This is a genomic window from Pseudoalteromonas sp. J2K-J031 (assembly GCF_058197095.2).
The window spans coordinates 3,653,692-3,673,642 of record NZ_CM200279.1; the positions used below are offsets into that span (position 1 = coordinate 3,653,692).

16 protein-coding genes are annotated in these 19,951 nt (G+C 41.5%); 8 read left to right on the forward strand and 8 right to left on the reverse strand.

Features of this window, described 5'->3' with window-relative positions; translation table 11 throughout:
• Positions 1–4 precede the first annotated feature (4 nt).
• Entirely contained in the window at positions 5–1,120 is a 1,116-nt protein-coding gene (locus tag AC3KZC_RS16675; RefSeq protein WP_490578559.1) for an aminotransferase class V-fold PLP-dependent enzyme, read from the forward strand.
• A gap of 20 nt (positions 1,121–1,140) precedes the next feature.
• Here the strand turns inward: AC3KZC_RS16675 and AC3KZC_RS16680 are convergent, their stop codons facing one another.
• The 7 genes from AC3KZC_RS16680 to AC3KZC_RS16710 all read right to left on the reverse strand — a co-directional run bounded on the left by AC3KZC_RS16680 (position 1,141) and on the right by AC3KZC_RS16710 (position 10,248).
• Positions 1,141–1,905, reverse strand: a complete 765-nt coding sequence (locus AC3KZC_RS16680; RefSeq protein ID WP_490578560.1) for a substrate-binding periplasmic protein — start codon at positions 1,903–1,905, stop codon at positions 1,141–1,143.
• 109 nt (positions 1,906–2,014) lie between these two features.
• A complete protein-coding gene (locus AC3KZC_RS16685; protein ID WP_490578561.1) occupies positions 2,015–2,998 on the reverse strand; it encodes an ABC transporter substrate-binding protein in 984 nt (327 codons plus the stop codon).
• 85 nt (positions 2,999–3,083) lie between these two features.
• Positions 3,084–4,367, reverse strand: coding sequence for a sensor histidine kinase (locus AC3KZC_RS16690; protein ID WP_490578562.1), 1,284 nt, complete (start codon positions 4,365–4,367; stop codon positions 3,084–3,086).
• Positions 4,368–5,729 (reverse strand): sigma-54-dependent transcriptional regulator, encoded by a 1,362-nt coding sequence (locus AC3KZC_RS16695; RefSeq protein WP_490578563.1) that lies wholly within the window; start codon positions 5,727–5,729, stop codon positions 4,368–4,370.
• 85 nt (positions 5,730–5,814) lie between these two features.
• Positions 5,815–8,259, reverse strand: a complete 2,445-nt coding sequence (locus AC3KZC_RS16700; protein ID WP_490578564.1) for an ABC transporter permease — start codon at positions 8,257–8,259, stop codon at positions 5,815–5,817.
• 1 nt (position 8,260) lies between these two features.
• Positions 8,261–8,986 (reverse strand): ABC transporter ATP-binding protein, encoded by a 726-nt coding sequence (locus AC3KZC_RS16705; RefSeq protein ID WP_490578565.1) that lies wholly within the window; start codon positions 8,984–8,986, stop codon positions 8,261–8,263.
• Positions 8,983–10,248: an HlyD family secretion protein gene (locus AC3KZC_RS16710; RefSeq protein ID WP_490578566.1), complete on the reverse strand. Its 1,266-nt coding sequence runs from the start codon at positions 10,246–10,248 to the stop codon at positions 8,983–8,985. The genes AC3KZC_RS16705 and AC3KZC_RS16710 overlap by 4 nt, the downstream gene beginning before the upstream one ends.
• A 254-nt stretch (positions 10,249–10,502) precedes the next feature.
• Between AC3KZC_RS16710 and dbpA the strand changes: the two genes are divergently transcribed.
• The 6 genes from dbpA (at position 10,503) to AC3KZC_RS16740 (ending at position 18,916) form a co-directional block, all read left to right on the forward strand.
• Positions 10,503–11,885, forward strand: coding sequence for an ATP-dependent RNA helicase DbpA (dbpA, locus tag AC3KZC_RS16715; protein ID WP_490578567.1), 1,383 nt, complete (start codon positions 10,503–10,505; stop codon positions 11,883–11,885).
• Positions 11,886–12,076: 191 nt separating this feature from the next.
• A complete protein-coding gene (locus AC3KZC_RS16720; protein ID WP_490578568.1) occupies positions 12,077–13,591 on the forward strand; it encodes a hypothetical protein in 1,515 nt (504 codons plus the stop codon).
• A 72-nt stretch (positions 13,592–13,663) separates the two neighbouring features.
• Positions 13,664–14,323: a hypothetical protein gene (locus AC3KZC_RS16725; protein WP_490578569.1), complete on the forward strand. Its 660-nt coding sequence runs from the start codon at positions 13,664–13,666 to the stop codon at positions 14,321–14,323.
• A 133-nt stretch (positions 14,324–14,456) separates the two neighbouring features.
• The gene (locus AC3KZC_RS16730; protein ID WP_490578570.1) at positions 14,457–17,222 is read left to right on the forward strand and encodes a CHASE domain-containing hybrid sensor histidine kinase/response regulator family protein; all 2,766 of its coding nucleotides are present in this window, start codon (positions 14,457–14,459) and stop codon (positions 17,220–17,222) included.
• Between the two features lie 35 nt (positions 17,223–17,257).
• Positions 17,258–18,388: a GNAT family N-acetyltransferase gene (locus tag AC3KZC_RS16735; RefSeq protein WP_490578571.1), complete on the forward strand. Its 1,131-nt coding sequence runs from the start codon at positions 17,258–17,260 to the stop codon at positions 18,386–18,388.
• Between the two features lie 192 nt (positions 18,389–18,580).
• Entirely contained in the window at positions 18,581–18,916 is a 336-nt protein-coding gene (locus AC3KZC_RS16740) for a hypothetical protein (protein WP_490578572.1), read from the forward strand.
• A gap of 2 nt (positions 18,917–18,918) precedes the next feature.
• Here the strand turns inward: AC3KZC_RS16740 and AC3KZC_RS16745 are convergent, their stop codons facing one another.
• On the reverse strand, positions 18,919–19,521 hold the full coding sequence (locus AC3KZC_RS16745; protein WP_490578573.1) for a DUF938 domain-containing protein: 603 nt from the start codon (positions 19,519–19,521) through the stop codon (positions 18,919–18,921).
• A gap of 202 nt (positions 19,522–19,723) precedes the next feature.
• Here AC3KZC_RS16745 and AC3KZC_RS16750 point away from each other — a divergent pair, with 202 nt between their 5' ends.
• Positions 19,724–19,933, forward strand: coding sequence for a hypothetical protein (locus AC3KZC_RS16750; RefSeq protein ID WP_490578574.1), 210 nt, complete (start codon positions 19,724–19,726; stop codon positions 19,931–19,933).
• Positions 19,934–19,951 lie beyond the last annotated feature (18 nt).

The window sequence follows — 19,951 nt, forward strand, 5'->3', positions numbered from 1 at the left end:
TGTGATGAATCATAAAGAAGAATTTATTTTAGCCGATGGTATTTATTTATTAAGTCACTCTGTCGGCCGACCGCTTCGTAATTGCCATGATGTAATCCAACATACTTTTTTAGACCCATGGCAACAATCTAATCGAGAACCTTGGCCCGACTGGCTGGCGGCAATCAGTAACTTTCAAACTGCACTGGCGCAGCTTTTTCATGCGCAAGCAGAAGACTTTTGCCCGCAAACGAATTTATCCAGTGCACTCACTAAAATTATCGGCTCATTAGCACAATTACAACAACCCAATACCACAATACTAATGAGTGAAGATGACTTTCCAAGTATGGCGTTTGCATTTCAACATGCTTTACATCAACACGCCTCCATCCGATTTATTCCTAAGCAAACCGACTTAACTCAATTTGCTAACTGGCAGCCCTACTTAACCGACGACCTCGATGCTGTTTTTATTTGCCATGCCTATTCGAACACAGGCCAACTAGCACCTATTGAAGAGCTTGTTGCAAAAACAAAAGCGATGGGGATTATTAGCATCATCGATTGCGCACAATCGGCGGGCGTGATACCTCTGAATATTAGCCGCATTGATGCCGACTTTGTGATTGGCTCAAGCGTAAAGTGGCTGTGTGGAGGACCTGGCGCTGCGTTTTTATGGGTTAACCCGAAACGAGAAAACCAATGCGAGCCCAAAGATGTTGGCTGGTTTTCACATCAAGATCCATTTGAGTTTAATAGCCATCACTTTCGCTACCATTCAAGCGCACTTAAGTTTTGGGGCGGTACCCCCTCTATTTTACCTTTTGCTATTGCTGCCAATAGCATCCATTACGTTAGTAAACTCAGCATAAAAAAAATCCACTTTCACAATCAGGCATTACTGCTGCCGATTATTGACACATTTACACCCTATTGCGTCTCACCAACAAACCTGACTCTTGCTAGCGGTACGTGTATTTTAAATTTTGCCGATAAGCAGGAAGCCGTATTAACCGCTCTTCGCAAAAATAATATCAGCGTAGATGTTCGTAAATATGGCATTCGTATTTCACCTCATATTTATAATGATGAAACCGAAATACACAAACTTGTTGAGATAATGAAGCCGTATGCTTGATTCACCTAATACAGATAAAACTATAAACTGTTAATAATGTCCTGAGCTGGTTTTTCACCGTACCATTTAACCAAGATTTCGTAATACACCATAGAGCGAGACAATTGCTCAAAGGCTTGCTGATAGGCGACTATAATTTTGGGGTCTGTTTGTTTTGTGAAAGCTAAATAAATACTATTACTTTTAATTTCAAAAGCTGGCTCAAGCTCTTTAGGATCTAAAAGAGCCAGTTCAGCAAGACGCTGTATTCCCAAGTTAGTAGTTAAAATCACGTCATTGTGATTAGCGTAAAGTTTACGAATTCGACCAAAATTATCTTCAGATAAATCTAAATTATTAAATCCTAAACTAAGCAAATAATTTGCTTTGGCATCGTTTCGAGTGGCAGCAATAGAATGCAGCTTTTTAGCTTCCTCAAGTGTGGCAATCTTTAACGATGAACGACGATGCTTGTACAGCACCCATTTCACGCGCAATAAAGGGCCAACCCAGTGAAATTGGTCTTCACGTTCAGCAGTACGTGACGTTGAATAAAGCGCACTATTAGGAGTATTCAACACCGTATTCATAGCTCGTGTCCAAGGTACAACATGGCTTTTAACCCGATACCCCGCTAAGCGGTTGAGCTCCTCAATCATTTCAACGCTCGAACCCACTAAAATACCTGATTCATTAAGGTAATTTCCAGGTGGAGACTCTTCGGTATAAAAGTTCAGTGTTGGCTTTTGTGCAAAAGTACTACAAGAAAAATATAAACCTATTAAAGCGCAAAAAATCCGAACCATAATCTCTCCAAAAGTGATTTTCACAAAAACACCATTCTCAAACAGAGACACCTTGTGAGATTGCTAATGTGGCTATCATCACGCATCTGTAAAGCTTATATCCACGTGATTAGTAAACACTTTTAGCTGTGCACCCTAAAGGCATCCAAGCTGCAACTTGCGGCTGATAATGCTTTAACCACCGCTGTGCTGCCTGTGCTTCACTTTGTTGATCAACCTCTTTTAATGCTGATGCTTTGGCTATCATTTCATGACTAAAATGAATATTTTTTAATAATTGATAAACACAAGGCCACGTCTGCTCAGTTCCCGTCCATACCACTTTTTTAATTTGGCTGGCTGCTGGACTTGCACAATCATGGGTCATCATAGAATTAACACCCCAGCTCGGCCTCAGTTCACAATCAGGTTCATACGTTGGAAATTCAATAAACTGGCCTTTAACGTATAAGTCGGTCCAATTAGGCGTCCAATTCAGTAATACAATCGGTTTGTTTTTTTCAACGGCCTGCTTGAGCTTTTGCCACAGTGGCGTTGCGCTTGGTAAACGATCGATGCGAAAATTTAAATTTAAAGCACGGATCAGTTCAGCATGGCGCGCATTCCAAGGGCCGGTAAAAAACACACCTTGTTTGGGATTTTTTTCAGTTGAAAATAATGCTGCACAACGATTTAACGCTTGCCAATTAGGCAAATCGGGGCACAACGCTAAAACGTATTCAGGCACCCACCACTCCTCGCGGCCAATCGCATCATGGTTACCTAGGTCTTCAAACCACCCTTTGGCCAACCCTTTGACCAAGACATCGGTCAATGAACTTTGCCAGACCTCTATTTGCACATGAACAATACCTTGGCGAAGTGCCCCCCACTGGTTTTCAACTGAAATATCTTGGTATTCAACAGGATAACCTAATTGCTGAATCAAAGCCCCCACCGCCTGTGACAATACACGTTGGCTGGCCCATTCATTTACAGCAATAACAACAGGTGGCTTGTGGGTAGGTATTTTTTGGCCTGCCAAACTGCTCTGACTTAAAACAAGTAATACATAAAATAAACAAAAGGACAAAACACTGCGAGATCGCTTCATAACACACCTCAATAACACCCATCGAGTCAGTATAGTAACAAATACCATTTTTGAGTTTTATGGACTGCTATTTTGTCTTGCCTAATTAACGCGGCAATACAATCAATACCTCCGTGCCAATGCCATCGATATTTGGCCTTAAAGAGAGATCACCGCCTTGGTTTCGGATCAACTCCCGACTTATCACCAAGCCAATACCTGCACCTTGCTGTTTGGTGGTATAAAACGGCACGAATAAATTATCTGGATTTTTAATGCCAACCCCTTGGTCAACAATTTTAATAACAACATTATTTCCTTGTTGCTGCCAAAATAATTTAGGCGGGATGCCATTTGACGCCTCAACTGCATTTTTTATTAAATTAATCAGTGCTTGCTCTAACTGGCCTAAATCAACCGAAAACGTAATATTCTGCAGGCTCACTAATTCGAGCTCGGGAAATATCGCGTGTAACCGCTGATTAATGTGATGACTACTGACTGATTTTTTTTGCGCTGCACTAACTTGCGAAAACGCACTGTAGCTGGCGACAAAATCAAGTAAATGCTGAGCCCGCTTTTCAATTACTTGTAACATATCAAACGCCAAGTCATTTTCTTTACCCAGCTGCCCTTGCTTTTTTAAATGCAATAACGATTGGCTCATCGAATAAATTGGCGTGAGCGAATTGCGCACTTCATGATTAATGACCCGAATTAAACGTTGCCAAACTTGCTGCTCATTGGCGCGTAATTGAGTTTCAATCGAGAAAAAAGCCAGCAATTCGTAACACCGACCCGAGCGCCAAAATCGATGGCTCGATATTTGAAATCGCTCTTTAAAATCAGCATGTTCACTTTGCTGCCAATGGTCACGCGTGCGTACAAGCCCTATATCTTGCGCACTTAACCCTTCAACACGCTGTAATTGCAATGCCGCCAATAACGCATCATTGCCCGAATAAACATGTCCATGAGGGTCAAGGATCACAATCGGTAAATCAAGCATGGCAACAAACTCAAACACCAACTCTTCTGTTTGGCTATGCTCACGTTTTTTATTGGCGATGGTATCAGCGACTTTTTTAAAATCAGCCTTCAAACCATCAAGGCGCCCGCCAGCATATTGCGCCAAATGCCAGCTATTGGTTTCTTGATAGGCCAAGGCATCCAGTTGCAAACCCAAGCGCTCTATGAGGTCAATCACACGTTGATAACTTTTACTCAGCGCCCATAAGCTAACAGCTAAAAAAGGCAGTAACAGCGTAAAGCTCGTAAACCAATCAAACGACCACGCATACGCAAGCAATCCCGCCATGATTATCAATACAACAAAAACGATGCTAAATAACTGCGTTAAACGCCTTTCAAACGATGCATCACGGGGCATTTATCGCTCCAATTCTTTTAAATCAAGCTGAAATTTTTCAATGCGCCGATAAATCGCCGATTTACTCAACCCTAAAAATTCGCCTGCTGCGATTACATTGCCGTTAAATTCTTTAATTGCTTTGACTATCATTTGTTTTTCTAGCTCATCAAGTGGTAAAAGCGGCAGTTCAGACGAAGCACTAGCTGCGCTTTGTTGCAGTGATAAATCACACACTTTAATCTCTAAATCATCACTCATTATCACCGCACGCTCAATGCAATGGCTCAATTCGCGCACATTACCCGGCCAGTCGTACTGCGTTAAACACTGCATCGCTGCGGATGAAAAAAATAACCCCACTCGCTGGTATTTTTTACTGTGCACGGTTAGCAAATGAGCACTCAAAGCAATAATGTCTTCAGGTCGCTCTCGCAGTGGCGGAATGTGCAGCTCGATGGTATTTAGGCGAAAAAATAAATCTCTGCGAAATTCACCTTGCTCAATACTGCTTGCAAGCTCAGCATTGGTTGCAGCAATAATCCTCACATTGGCTTGCTGAGTTTGGCTTGAACCGAGCACTTCAAATTCTTGACTTTCAAGTACACGTAGCATTTTACTTTGTAATTCAAGAGGTAATGTTGCAATCTCATCTAAAAACAACGTGCCACCAGCGGCTATTTCAAACCGCCCGAGTCGGTCTTCTTTGGCATCGGTAAACGCGCCTTTTTTATGGCCAAATAATTCACTTTCAAATAACGAAGGCGCTATCGCGCCAATATTAACGCTGACAAAACGCTGATCTTTTCGCGCTGAATGCTGATGAATGTAGTGTGCCAGCAAGCTTTTACCAGTGCCATTTTCGCCCGTAATTAAAATACTGGCATCGGTTTGTGCTGCCCGTTTTGCTTGAATTAACAAACGATGCATCACGGCAGAATCTGCAATATAGTCATCCTGATTACTCGGCTGTAGCGCTTTAAAACAAGCATTCTCATGGCTGATTTTTTGCTGTTTAAGTTGCTGCTGTACAATCGAGATTAAGCGCATGTTGTTCCAAGGTTTTTCTATAAAATCTACCGCACCTAGTTGCATGGCTTGCACCGCCACATCCACACTCGCCCACGCCGTCATCACCACCACAGGAATAGACATTTGCTGCGCCTTTAATTGCTGAAGAAAGCGTAACCCTTCTTCGCCCGATGTGGTGTCGAGCTTAAAATTCATATCCAATAAAATCAGGCTAATACTACAACTGGCGATCGTATCAAGCGCCTGTTCTGGGCCTTGCGCTTCAATACATTGATATCCCATTTGATTAAGCGCGATAATTGCAGCCATGCGCACATCGGCCTGATCATCAATAACTAAAATCGTGTTCATAATCACTCTTTTTTAAATAACAAAGCAAAAGTGCTAGGCTTTTGCTTTGTGGATCAATCTTTTTGGCGGGTGTTAATCTGCCGTTTTATTCATTGCGTAGCGCAGCCATTGGCTTGGCCTTAATCAATAACCATAACGGCCTAAAACATGCGATGAGCGCTATCAGCAGGGTGATGCCCCATGCCAGCAATTGCAATGCCATATCCATCACTGCCCAGCTGGCGAATTGGGCCTGATAAAGAGCAGTAACACCCAATAACACCATCACCGCAAGGCTAAAGCCGATTAACACAGGAATGACCGCTTCCTTGCTCATCAATTTAATTAAACGCGCTTTTTTTGCCCCGAGCGCCATGCGAATACCAAATTCATAACGACGCAAACCCAGGTTGTAACTTAATACGCCAAATATCCCAATTGCCGCTAATACTAACGTAAATAGTGCCAAGGTACTGCACAAAGCAACCGTTAAGTGGCTCATGTAAAGTAAGCCGTCATACTCTTGCTGTAAGTCTTTAAATTGCCATAACGTTAAATGACTATTGGCTTCTCTGAGTAGATTTAATATTTTTTCACTGTTAAGCGTGACACCGTCTTCCATTGCAATGGTAAACATATAGCTCCAAGGTTGCGCAGGCCACCACATGTGTCTACCAAGCGATTCATCATAATATTTAGGGTGATTAAAATCGTCGGTGACGCCGACTATTTCAAACATTTTATCCTCTAACCCCTTATAGCTTTTACCGATAACCTTTGTGTATTCCTGATCGGGTAATAACCATTTTGCCACACTAATAGATACCAACAACTCATTGGTTTCCCCTCGCATGGCTTGCTCGCTAAAAGTGCGGCCAGCAAGTATTTTGGTACCCACTAAATCAAAGTAATCAGGCCCAACCCATTGGCTTGGAAAGAAAATGGAGCTTTTGCCTTCAACATCGGTCAGTGTGTTGGCATTTTGTCTTGGTGATACTGGGCTATGGCCAATTGCCACATCTTTGATGCCTTCGCTATTTTTCAGCACGTGTTGATATTGCTTAAGTTGTTCATAACGCTCTGGCAGTGTTGCATTGTTATCAGCTTGAAAAAGCTGAGCAAAGTATAAGTTTTCAGTATCGCTACCGAGTGGGCGATTAATGGTATCAAGCGCTTTGCTGACAATCATAATGGAGAAGCTAACCAATAAAGCAGCAACAAACATTTGGCTTGCGATCAGTATACGCACAGTACGGCCAGATACTTGAGACACACCGCCTTTACCGCTGCTTTGCATTTGACTATTTAGTGTTTTGTAGTTAACTAAGCGAGCCGTAATGACTGAGAATACATACGCCAAGGCAACACAGATAGCAATGGCAATGAGCACCAAGCTAGTGTCGACAGCTAAACTATTGACTAGCGGCAAACGGCCTTCAGCTAACACCTTAAAGAGCCTAATTCCCCACACAGATAAAAAGAGTGCAATGCTGACTGAAATAGTCATCAATATCAGTGATTGCTGTAGGATGCTATTAAATAAAATTTTACGTTTGGCACCCAGTACAGCTTGCAGTGCTAATGTTTTGTGCTGTGCCAAAGCACGCGAGAAAAACAACGTGCTGACGTTAAGTACAGCAATAATAAATAAGCCTAATGCGCCAGCAAGCATCATTAAACTAAGCTCATCATTATTACCCAGTTCAGCTTCACGATAAGGCGTGACAACAGGGTTCACATCAGTAATACCGCCATTGTTGAGCCACTCAGATTTAATGGTATCAATTTGGGCTTTTAAGTCGGTTTTTACTTGCTCGTTGTTAACGCCCGGCTTTAATACTGCAATCAATTTTAAGTTTCGAAACGTGTTGGTCCACGGACTTTGCCAGTCATCATTGTGAAAAAAACGGCGATCTGCGCTCATTGGTAGCCACACATCTACTAAGCCTGTTTTTATCATGTATGACGGACTAAACTCATTAGAAACAACGCCACTAATAGTGTATGAAATACTCCCTAATGTTTGTAATGGGGTGCCAATGACATCGGGATTACTGTCTAAGTGCTCACGCCAGAAACGCTCTGAAATAACAACGCTATCATCAATTTGATCTAGTGTTTCGCCATTTTTAAAAGGCTGTCCGAGGATAAACTTTGTATTGAGTAGTTTAAAATACTCACCACTGACATATAAAATATCTTCTTTTGGTTCTCCTACAATATTTTTAAAGATCATTTCATCAGCATTGATAATAAACGCACTTTCAAAAGATTTATTGTTCTTAAACCAATGCACCATCGATTGATAACTTTGAAAGCCAACGGCATCGTAATCGGCATAAGTGAGACTTTGCTCAACCACCACCATGCGGGTTTCGTCAAACACATCAAGCGGCTTCAAAAAATAGCTGTTTACTAGGCTCAGCACCACAAACAGCGTGGCTAAGGTCAGCGATAAAGTCGCAACAACCGCAGCAACAAACCCCGGTGCGCTTTTTAACGATGCCCATGCCAAGCGCAGTTGGCTGCGGGTTTTTATCAAACTCACCATGTTACACCCCCTCGGCAACTGGGCGTGTGGCACGCGCTGTTGTGTGTGCGATAATTTCACCATCAAGTAATTTCAGCTGAGTTTTTGCCCGCCCTGCATAACGTAAATCATGGGTCACCATACAAATCGTGGTGCCTTTTTGATTCAGCGCATCGAGCAAGTCCATCACTGCATCGCCATTTTTTGAATCTAGGTTACCCGTTGGTTCATCCACTAATAAAATACTTGGGCTACCCGCCAGTGCCCGTGCAATGGCAACCCGCTGCTGCTGCCCACCTGATAGCTGATTGGGTTTGTGCTGCAAACGGTGGCCCATTTCAACTTCTGCTAAGGCTTTTTTTACCGCGTTATCAATCTCAGGTTGACTCATGGCCGGTTCTCGATAGGTCAGCGGCAAAGCCACATTATCAAAAACCGAAAGCTCATCTATTAAATTAAACGACTGAAAAATAAAGCCAATATGTAAATTTCGCAGCTCTGCTTGTTTATCCATATCTAAACTCGAAGTATCAATCCCTTTAATAAAATATTGGCCGCTGCTTGGGCTATCAAGTAGGCCTAATAATGACAACAAAGTCGATTTACCGCCTCCTGAAGGGCCGCTGATACAAATATAATCACCTTGCTGAACCTCAAGGCTGATATTTTTAAGGGCGTAGGTTTCAACATTTTGGCTGCGGTAAACCTTGGCGATGTGTTTTAACGAAATAAGCGTATTTGAGTTCATAAACTGTCCTGTTCTATTTTTATAGTTGCCAAATGCTGCCATTTTGATAAATCAGAAATGATCAGCTGCTCGCCCACCGCTGCGCCCTGCAGAAGTTGAATTTTATTGTCACTGAGTGTACCAAATTCAATCGCTTGCGGATGCGCTAAATGGGTGTTGGTATTAAGTTTAAAAAGTGTGTGGGTCGAATGGGGTTTCACACCTTGTGGTAGGTTTACCAGTAAGGCATTGGGAATTATTTGAGTAATTACATAACCTTCAATGCTTAAATCAGGCCGAGCATTAGCGGGCAAATCCCCCAGCAGCGCTAATTCAATCATCACTCGCCCTTCGGTGACAATTGGATCGATACGCGTGACGATAGCATCTACTTCACGACTAAAAGTATTTACTTTAGCTGCCATATTTAACGTAATCTTCTCAGCATCGGCCTGCTGAATAAGCAATTCAGCTTTGAGCGCCGCATCGGAACCGACCACGCCAAGGCGTGTTCCTGGGCTTAAGTTTTGCCCAAGCTCTACAGTAAGCTCTTGCAACATACCATCAATGCCAGCGGTTACTTGTAATTCGTTAAACGCCTGTTGCTGCACATTAAAATTCAATTCAAATTGCTGTAACAACTCTTGTTGCACTTTAGTACGCTCACGCTGCATTGCGTGCAGCTGCACTAAACGTTGCTGCTCAATGGTCACACGTTGTTTTAGCTGCTTTACAGCAAGCAAACTGCGCTTGTAATCAAGGCGCGAAACAATACCTTGGTCTATTAGCTGGCTTTCTGCCTCTGCGCGCAATTGTGCATTTTCAAGTTCACTTTGTAGTAGCGTTAAACCGGCTTCGTGCTCTAGAACTTGGCTTTTTTGATTGATTTTTTGCTCGTTCAACTGCGCCTTTTGCCGTGCAAGCTCCAACCTTGCAACCGATAAACGCTGTGCTTGCGCTGGATTGGCTAAGCTCAAAATCACCGTATCTTTTTGAACTCGAGTACCCGGATAAACATGAATCGCCTCAACCGTAGCAACATCTGAATGAGTTAAATAACGTTGGTACTTTGCTTTTAAACGGCCAAACCCCCGCACTTTTACCGCAAAATCACCACCAACAACTTCAGCAACTTGCAATTGCGAGGCAGCCAGACTAATTGGGCTTAACCATTTTTGCAGGCCAAATAACAAAAATGCTAAAGCCACCACAACGAACACCCAGCTTATTTTGCTGCGATATCCACTTTTAGCTTTGCTATTGAGCGTTGTTTCAATATCCATAAATTAATACTGCACGTGTTATCTATTTATAAACTGATTACGCCAGTATTGTGCCAAAAATTAAAGCACTGAAAAGTAAGGGTATTTTATTTTTAGACTGTCCAACCTTTCCCATTCAGGGGAAAATAAAACTACAAATGGGAAAAAAGAAACAGCCAAGTACACTTGGTTAAATTTACTGCGTAGTAAACCTAATAACTCTGATATAATAAGGGTTGAATTTTTCCCCATGCTTATCAAAACAGGATACCACCTTGAGCCAATCAGCATTTTCATCACTCAAGTTACAACCTGCGTTACTTGAAAACTTAACGTCACTTGAATATACCTCGATGACGCCAATTCAAGCGCAAAGCTTACCGCACATTCTTTCAGGTAAAGATGTGATTGCCCAAGCTAAAACGGGCTCAGGTAAAACCGCGGCATTTGCCCTTGGTTTACTCGAAAACCTCGATGTACGTAAATATCGTATCCAAGCACTGGTACTGTGCCCAACGCGTGAACTTGCTGACCAAGTTGCTCAAGAAATTCGTAAACTCGCTCGCGGTATTCCAAACGTAAAAGTTTTAGCTTTATGTGGCGGGGTGCCAATGGGCCCACAAATTGGGTCACTCGAGCATGGCGCTCATATTATTGTGGGCACACCGGGTCGTATTGAAGATCACTTAAGCCGACGCACGCTAGATTTAAACCACGTCAATACCTTAGTGCTTGATGAAGCAGATCGCATGCTCGATATGGGCTTTTCAGCTGCACTTGATGCCATCATTGACCAAATGCCTCGCGATCGCCAAACCTTGTTTTTTAGTGCAACTTTCCCTGAAAAAATTCAGCAAATTGCTAATCGCATTATGCGTGATCCAATTAAAGTGGAAGTCGAAAGCAATCATAACAACGTTAATATTCGCCAATACTTTTATAAAGTTGAGCAAAATAAACAACGTACCACTGCTCTGCGTTTATTGTTACTCAAACACGAGCCAGTTAGCTGCGTCGTATTTTGTAATACACGCGTTGAAACGCAAGCCGTTGCCGATGAATTAGCTGTCAGTGGATTTAGTGTATTGGCCCTACATGGCGAACTTGAGCAACGTGAACGCGACCAAACCTTAGTCCGTTTTGCCAATAAGAGTATCTCGATTTTAGTGGCAACAGATGTGGCCGCCCGCGGACTCGATATCAACGAACTAGATATGGTCATTAACTACCACATTACCCAAGATCCTGAAGTCCATGTACACCGCATTGGCCGCACAGGCCGAGCTGGCAGTAAAGGTACGGCACATTCGTTATTCACTGATAATGAAAGCTACCGTGTAGCTGCAGTCTCTGAGTATTTTGATAAACAGTTTGAACTTTCAGCACTACCGCCATTCACTTTATTAGACAAAGTGCCAGAGAAACCACTAATGGTGACACTGCAAATTGACGGTGGTAAAAAGCAAAAAGTTCGCCCAGGCGATATTTTAGGTGCACTCACCAGTAAAGACGGCATTGCCGGTAAGCAAGTAGGTAAAATTACTGTACTTGATAACTTTGCTTACGTGGCAGTTGCTCGCGATGCAGCCAAACCAGCTCTACGTAAATTAGGTGAAGATAAAATCAAAGGTCGCTTATTTAGAGCCCGCCGCATCTAATTTACGCTTTAAGTCCACAGCGTTAACTGTGGACTTAATTTCTATCCTCATCCAAGATTAAACACTTCCATCATCTTGTTCATACTGACAAAGTTTGCCGCTTAACGTTATTTCACTTATGCTATTGTAATTAATTGCGCTTTCTCGCCAAGCGGCAACACATACCCCAAACTTAGGCATTATTTTCTGGTATGAACAAAAACAATAAAACCTACCAAACAGCCCGACTTTCAGCCATTCCCAACATGGCCAGCGCGGTGTCGAAAAAAATCAGCTTATTTCAACAGCAGCACCGCAAAGTGGTTGAAGATGCCACAGCGTTTTATCAGCAATATCCTCTCGATATCGATCAGTTACGTAAATACAAAAAAAAACTCAATGCCTATGCTCAGCAAATAGAAATTATCGAAAAATATAAAAAAGAACATGGTATCTTGCCCCAAATTGCAGGGCAAAAATCACCAGAAAAATATCTTCATCAACTGTACATGTATGAGCAAAACGATAAAAAAGCATTTTCCCAGCTGCGCCAACAAATGGTTATTGCTCAAACCAAACGTTATGAAAATCTCGACCACCTTACCGACAACATGCTGGATTTACTCAACAACCAGCGAATTTTCAGCCAATTTTTAGGTACGCTAGTCCTATCGACTCCACTGCCCGATGAAAAAATACGCTGTGTCCGCAATGAAAAATTTAAGCCAATCTATATTGCTGGCTTGGTCGTGGCCTTATTTGAACAAATTCGTATTACCCATGGTTTTAAAAACCGCTATTTAGTCGAAGCAATGAACGGCATGTTTGCTGATCCTAAAGCCAGCTTTATGGACATCGAACAAAACAGCCTCACGCCCGAAGAAATGGCCGCCTATCGCGAAGAAGTACTCAAACCAATCGCCAAATCGGCATTATTACTCTCTATAGGCAGCTATTCGCCGCAAGTTGAAGAGATCTTTGCCGGTGATCGCTATCGACTGCTATCACAAGAAGAACGAGAGAAACTCGTTGCGACGATTAAAGTACAATCAACCGCTTACTTAAAGCTCGGCATAGGCATTCCACCGCAACGCTTTAATACACATCAAGAAAAGCTCGATTACACCGAGTTCGAGAAAAATAAATTAGAGTTTATGTTGTCGTTTTTTAGCGATGAAAATAAAGAAAATGGTGAATTACAAAAGTTACTTAAAATCCCTGTCGTTTACTCTTCGTTTATGATTTCGACTAAACCTGAGTTTGATTATCGCCGCATTTATGATGCCTACGATACCATTCGTAAAAGTGCGGCAAATAATGAGCTTGACCAAAATTACAGCCAATTGTTTTTGGCTATGGTAGGTCGCTTTCCTATCGGAAGTGGTATTTACTTCTTTAATCCAGAAACCGAAAGTATTGAACAAGCGATTGTTTCATCTTTGTATCCAGAGAATCCTCATCAGCCAATTTGCAAACAAATTACGCGTCGGCAACTTAAGTCAATGACCCAACAAGAGATTATCGTACCGGTTGCTAATAATATTTTTTTTGAGTCAGCACGACATAAATCAGGTTATGATGACGAATACTTCTCACTAAAATATCAAAACAGCTTTGTATGGAACGCAAACGAAGTCTGGGAAGTACAAATTCCAGCACTCGACTTTTGGAAAAAAGACGGCACACGCAAAGTCTGCACCGCCCCCACCCCCAAAACAAGTAATTAAAAACCAATCAAATAACAACTAGGTACGATAGTTGCTTTAGTTTCTTATCTCTTTGATAATAAATGAGCAACTATGAACCCAATCAGCGCATATCAGCAACCCAAAGCTGACTTTTCAGCCCAGACGGCCAATCAGCAGGCAGCGACCCCCACTAGCGCAAGTGCCGATAACAATAAGAGCAACACTCACAATCCCTCTTCGCAATCAGAGCAAGGGTCAATCTACATTTCAGAACGCAGCAAACAATTGTTTGAGGTGAACAATCAATTTTTTCACAATAAAAAAATTTCTTTTGATGACATTCCACACTATATCAATGAACTACATAACGTTGGGCTACTCAGTAGTGACCAACATCACTATTTAAGTAACAAAGTAAGCACTCAAAATGACAGTGCAACCGAGCCCAAAGGTGAACTTTCACAATTTGTGGGGAATTTAGCTGACGCATTACGCTCTGAATCACCCGAACACCCCCTTTTAAAGCCGCTGCAACAAACCACGCAACTATTCTCAAGTTTAGAACAAGGCAAACAACTTGATGCAAAAGCACTCAAAGATGCACAGCTTGGCTTTAACCAATTTTTTAATACTGATGAATTTAAACAACTCCCTACACAAGCCCAGCAAGGGTTAGAAAAAATAAGCCAAATGTTAGCGCTCATTGCCAAAACAGCTCAATCTCCTATTGATAAAACCTCAGCATATAAAGAGATTGCCAAGCTAATGTAATCCAAAAGCAGAAAAGGAGAATGATTCGCTAGCCTCAACCTGAACTTTTTAAAATGAGTGCTAGAATCAATATCTAACGTTAAAAATTTGTTTGATTATGACCCAACTATCACACCGTAATCGAGGGGCTTTTTTGTTAACACTCAACACGTCAAATAAGCGCTATTCTCTGGTGTTATATGCCTTTTTAACCATTGCTTATTTTTATAGCGGCAAAGCCTTCTCATTATTAGCAGGGCAGACTCAAGTGGTATCAATCTGGTTGCCTGCGGGGATTGCACTGTTTGGTGTTTTTTTATGGGGCATTCGATTTGCACCCGCTGTATTTATTGCATCGAGTGCCTTTAATTTTAGTGCTGTTGCATCGAATCAACTCAATGATTTAGCTTCATCATTAGGATTTGAAATTGGTTTAATTGCCTTTGGTGCAACGCTACAGGCAATCGTGGGCGGAATTATTTTACGGCGCTTTATTGGTAATCCACTACTGAGCACTTCAAGTATTAACATTATCGCTTTCGTATTTGGGGTAGGCATATTCACCAACCTCATATCAGCTAATATTGGTGTCTATGCATTAAGCACGTTTAATCCTAACTACAGCGCTGACAACCATTGGCTAAATGTACTCAATTGGTGGTTAGGCGACTCATTTGGCGTACTCTTAGCTACCCCATTATTACTGGCGCTATACCAACTGATAAACAATCCTGAAGCGAATAAAAAAAGGTTTTGGATTATCATTTCAACCATGGTGATTGCCAGTTTATCGGTTACATTTACCACACTCATTTTCTCACAAAACAGCCACCTTAACGCGCTCGAACTCAGCCAAAAAGAGGTTAAAGTCATTGAAAATAGCATGTATCGCCAACTTAATAGCAGCTTGGTGCAAATTCATAGCTTAGCCAGTCTACTTCAAAACACCCCTTTATTAACTGAAACCAAATTTGAACGCTTTGTCAGTGATTTAATGCTGCAAGACTCATCAATTAAAGCAATGTCGTGGAATCCCGTTATCAACGCCACCGACAAACCACTGCTCGAAGCGCGCCTAGCACATCATTATGGGGAGCCAGTGGCCGTAAGAGGTCAGCAACTGTTAGATACTGACCCTTTAATTGTCGTTGAACTAATAGCCCCGCTTGCAACAAACAAATCAGTGGTGGGGTTTAATGTTAATTCAGATCCAAAACGAAAATTTGTATTAAGCCAAGCCGCCCACACAGGGTTCCCGCAAGCAACCAGCATAATCCAGCTAGTTCAATCGACCCAGCCAGAGGCTGGTTTTTTACTCTTTGCGCCAATTTATACTATCGCCAATAACAGCAAATATGACGCTTTAGCACAAAGCCATTCAAAAGAATTATTTGGTTATGCGACTGGGGTATTTTTAGTGCAAAAACTAATTAACCAAGCAATGACGCAGCAACAGCAAAAAATGTTTCACTTTGAAATTTATGAGCCAAGTAAAAAAATACCGTTTTTAACCAATCTAACAACCACCACTGACCACCCCGAACAGTCTCTGCAACTACTAGGCAAAACCAATGTTTGGTCGCTAACCTTTAATTTTGCAGGCCAAACATGGTTAATGAATTTGCAACCAACAAGCGAGTTTTTAGCGCATGATCCCAATAACTTTGCACCGATGCTGTATGTTTTTCAGATAGTTGTGATCTCATTTATTATTTTATTAACCCTGTTAATGAATAATCGTCAGACTATTTTAAATCATTTAGTCACCCTTAAGACCCAAGACTTAGAACTTGCCCGCACCCAAGCCGAACAAGCAAACAAAGCAAAGAGCCGTTTTTTAGCTAATATGAGCCATGAAATTCGCACGCCTCTTAATGCTGTGATTGGTTTTTCGCAGTTAGCCAAACAAACCGACGATGTAAACGTGCTTGGCTCGTATATAGACAAAATATCCCTATCATCTAATACGCTGCTCAATATCGTTAATGACATTCTTGATATTTCTAAAATTGAATCAGAAAAACTAATCCTTGAACACATTCCATTTGATTTAGCTGCCTTAATTAATCGTGTAAGCACTATTTTTGAACCCATCGCCACACAAAAAGCACTACATTGGCAAGTTGATACTCAACTGCCCGAACAACAATGGTATGTCGGTGACCCGACACGAATTGAGCAAATATTAATTAACCTATGCGGCAATGCCATAAAGTTTACTCATGATGGCTTTATCAAGCTAACTGCCAGCGCTGTGTGCATTGAAAATAGCCGCGCTCAGTTAGAAATTGCCGTCTCAGATAGCGGAATTGGAATAAAAGCTGAAAACTTAAAAGTACTGTTTGATGCCTTTACCCAAGCCGATGACTCAACGTCTCGTCGATTTGGTGGCACAGGATTAGGCTTAACAATCAGCCAAGAGCTCAGCCATTTAATGAAGGGAAATATCACCATATCAAGTGAAGAAAATGAAGGCAGTACATTTACCTTTATATTCAACTTGCCAATTTGTGAGCCGCAAGTCGAAGCCGAAAAACCCATTGCCGCAGACATTAAAGGCATGCGTATTTTAGTGGCCGAAGATAACCCAATAAACCAAATTGTTATTATTGAAATGCTCAAAACGCTCTCAATCGAAAGCACCCTTGCCAACAATGGAGCAGAAGCAATAGCGCTGCTTAACACTCAGCAATTCGACCTGATATTAATGGATTGCCAAATGCCTGTACTTGATGGCTATGAAGCAACCAAACAAATAAGAGCGCAAGCCCAGTGGCAACACCTGCCAATTGTCGCCCTAACGGCCAATGTTATGCCTGAGGATAAAGCCTATGCACTCGAGGTTGGCTTTAACGCTCATTTGGCAAAACCTCTTGATTTAAAAAAATTAACGCAGTGCCTTGCTCAACTTAAAGTGTAAAATACACCAACCAACTCAGTCACTACTTTGCTGCTATGTTTCAGTTTGAATTTATTGATGACCTCACCCTAGTCAAGGCAGACACTTGGGACGCACTGCTCAATGGCGACCCATTTGTTAGCCACGCATTTTTGCTTGCCTGCCAACAAAGCCAAGCAGCAAACAGTGCATCAGGCTGGCATGGTCGCCACTTACTGATTTATCACCAGATGCAACTTGTTGCCTTACTACCGGGTTATTTAAAAACGCATTCGTATGGCGAATATGTGTTTGATTGGTCTTTTGCAGATGCATACCAACAGCACAATATTGAGTACTATCCCAAATGGATTTGCGCAGTTCCTTTTAGCCCGATTTGCGGCAACCGCATTGGCTGTGCAGAGCTTAATGACGAACTCATTCATTATATAAATCAAGTACTCACAACCACCTGCCAGCAGCAAGGTTGGTCAGGCTGGCATATTAATTTTTTACCTCAATCTCATAGCGATCAATTTGCAACAATTCCTGTCATGCAGCGCATTGGTGTTCAATTTCAATGGTTTAATCAAAACTATCACAACTTTGACGATTTTTTAGCGCGCTTTACCGCCAGAAGGCGTAAAACGGTTAAAAAAGAGCGACAAAAAGCACTGGCCGACAACATTCACATCGAATGGTTAGAAGGGGATCAAATCAGCAACGATCTGATGGCGCAATTTACCACGTTTTATCAAAATACTTATTTAAAACGCTCAGGCCATTTAGGGTACTTTAACCAAGATTTTTTTGAACAGTTACATCGCTCTATGCCCAATCAGCTGGTAGTCATGCTGGCAAAAAAAGACCATGAGGTTATTGCCGCTACACTTTGCTTAAAAAACCAGCACACTTTATTTGGCCGTTATTGGGGCGCTAAAGAAGATTATGACTTTTTACATTTTGAATTGTGTTACTACCAAGGTATTGAATATTGCATTAAACACAAATTAACGTGTTTTCATGCTGGGGCTCAGGGCGAGCACAAAATAATGCGAGGTTTTGAAGCGGTGCTCACTTACTCAAATCATTACTTTAGCCATCCAGATTTTAGCCGCGCGATTGGCTCTTTTTTTCAACAAGAACGCCAGCAAATGCTACATTATCAACAACAATGCTTGAGTTTATTGCCATTTAAGAAAGAGTAACAAGCTTAGGCATTAGATAAAAATCTTTCTCTGGTAGCTATTTGAACGCTAACAGCGTTGAAAATCGGCTATCTAGCACTGATGTGAAAAAATTTTAATAGCCAATGCTGTCAAAGTAAATTATGTTAACACGCATATTGGGAACATAACTTGCCTTAAATAACCCCTACCCTAAATAAAATGGAATTTGAGATGGAAAGAAAAGCAAGAACCTTATTAATTTACGGGCTAATCCCACCGCTATTCACAATTCATAGCCCATTTTTAATTGTTGCTTGGTTGCCCTATTTAATCTGTGGCTATTTTTACTTCACTAAGCGGTATCATCTTGCTTTTTGTGGCGCTCTTTTACCTGCAATACTCGACACTCTTTTGCTTTTTTCACGCTCTGGAAGCCAATCCTCTGTCGATTTTGGCATTGCAATCGTGTATTTCGCACCTGTGTTTAATTTATTAGCGTTGATGCCTATAGGCTTAGTAAGCGCTGATTTATTTATGCGCTTAAAAGATAAAAAACAGCACAAGTAGCTTTAACCTACTGCATGCTGTTTTTCAAATACTAAAAGCTGATTATTCGCTGGCATTGCCGTATCACTGAGTAACACAAGCCCAACCGATTGAGCCAGTTGTACAACGTCTTCTATATTTCGAACCCCTCGCGCACTATCATGTGCTTTGAGCCAAAGATCAAACTGCGCATTACTTTCACTTGTAAACTGACCTTGATATTTAAATGGCCCATACACAACCAACTTCCCGCTTAAAACAAGGTGCTGACCCACACCTTGAAAAAACAATTTAACCAATTCCCAGCTCATAATATGTAAAGTATTTGCGCTAAACATGCCATCCACTTGGCTAACGGGCCATTGGGTGCTGACATCTAATTCAAGAGGTGGCTGTAAATTTGGGCTTGGTTGTTCATTGCGCCAAGCGTTAATACCGTCATGATTAATTGCTAAATCTGTGGGCTGCCAAATTAAATGGGGTAACTGAGCGGCAAAAAATACCGCGTGCTGGCCCGTTCCAGAACCAATCTCAAGCACTTTTTTTGTCGTAGAAAAAACCGTTTTTAATTGTGCAACAATGGCTCTTTTGTTGTTTTCACAGGCTTGGGAAAATGGCGCGATCATCATAATAACTTTGTGCTCAATAGATTGCCTTACTATAATTTATTTTTGCCACTGCACCAAGCTGGCAAAAAACGCACAAAACCATTGCATTTTGCGTTGCACTACAATCAACCTAACAAACAAGTTGTTTAAAAACAGTTAATTAACTTTTGGTATAAAAAATGCTGTTTTAATATGCAACTTAAATAATGAGGAAGAATACATGAATCATATTTCGTTATGTCAAAAATTAGAAAGCTTTTATCCTGCTGTCGACCAAGCTCTATTTGAAAGCAACAGCCAGTATCGCACTGAGGTTCTTAATTTATTTTCACATCAAGAACAACAACTTGAAGCGTTAAAAGAACAATTTAGCGAACAGTCTAATGGTGGTGTTACCACTGAACCTAGATTTGTATTAGGTTACAATTAATGAAGTGAAAAATGCCTA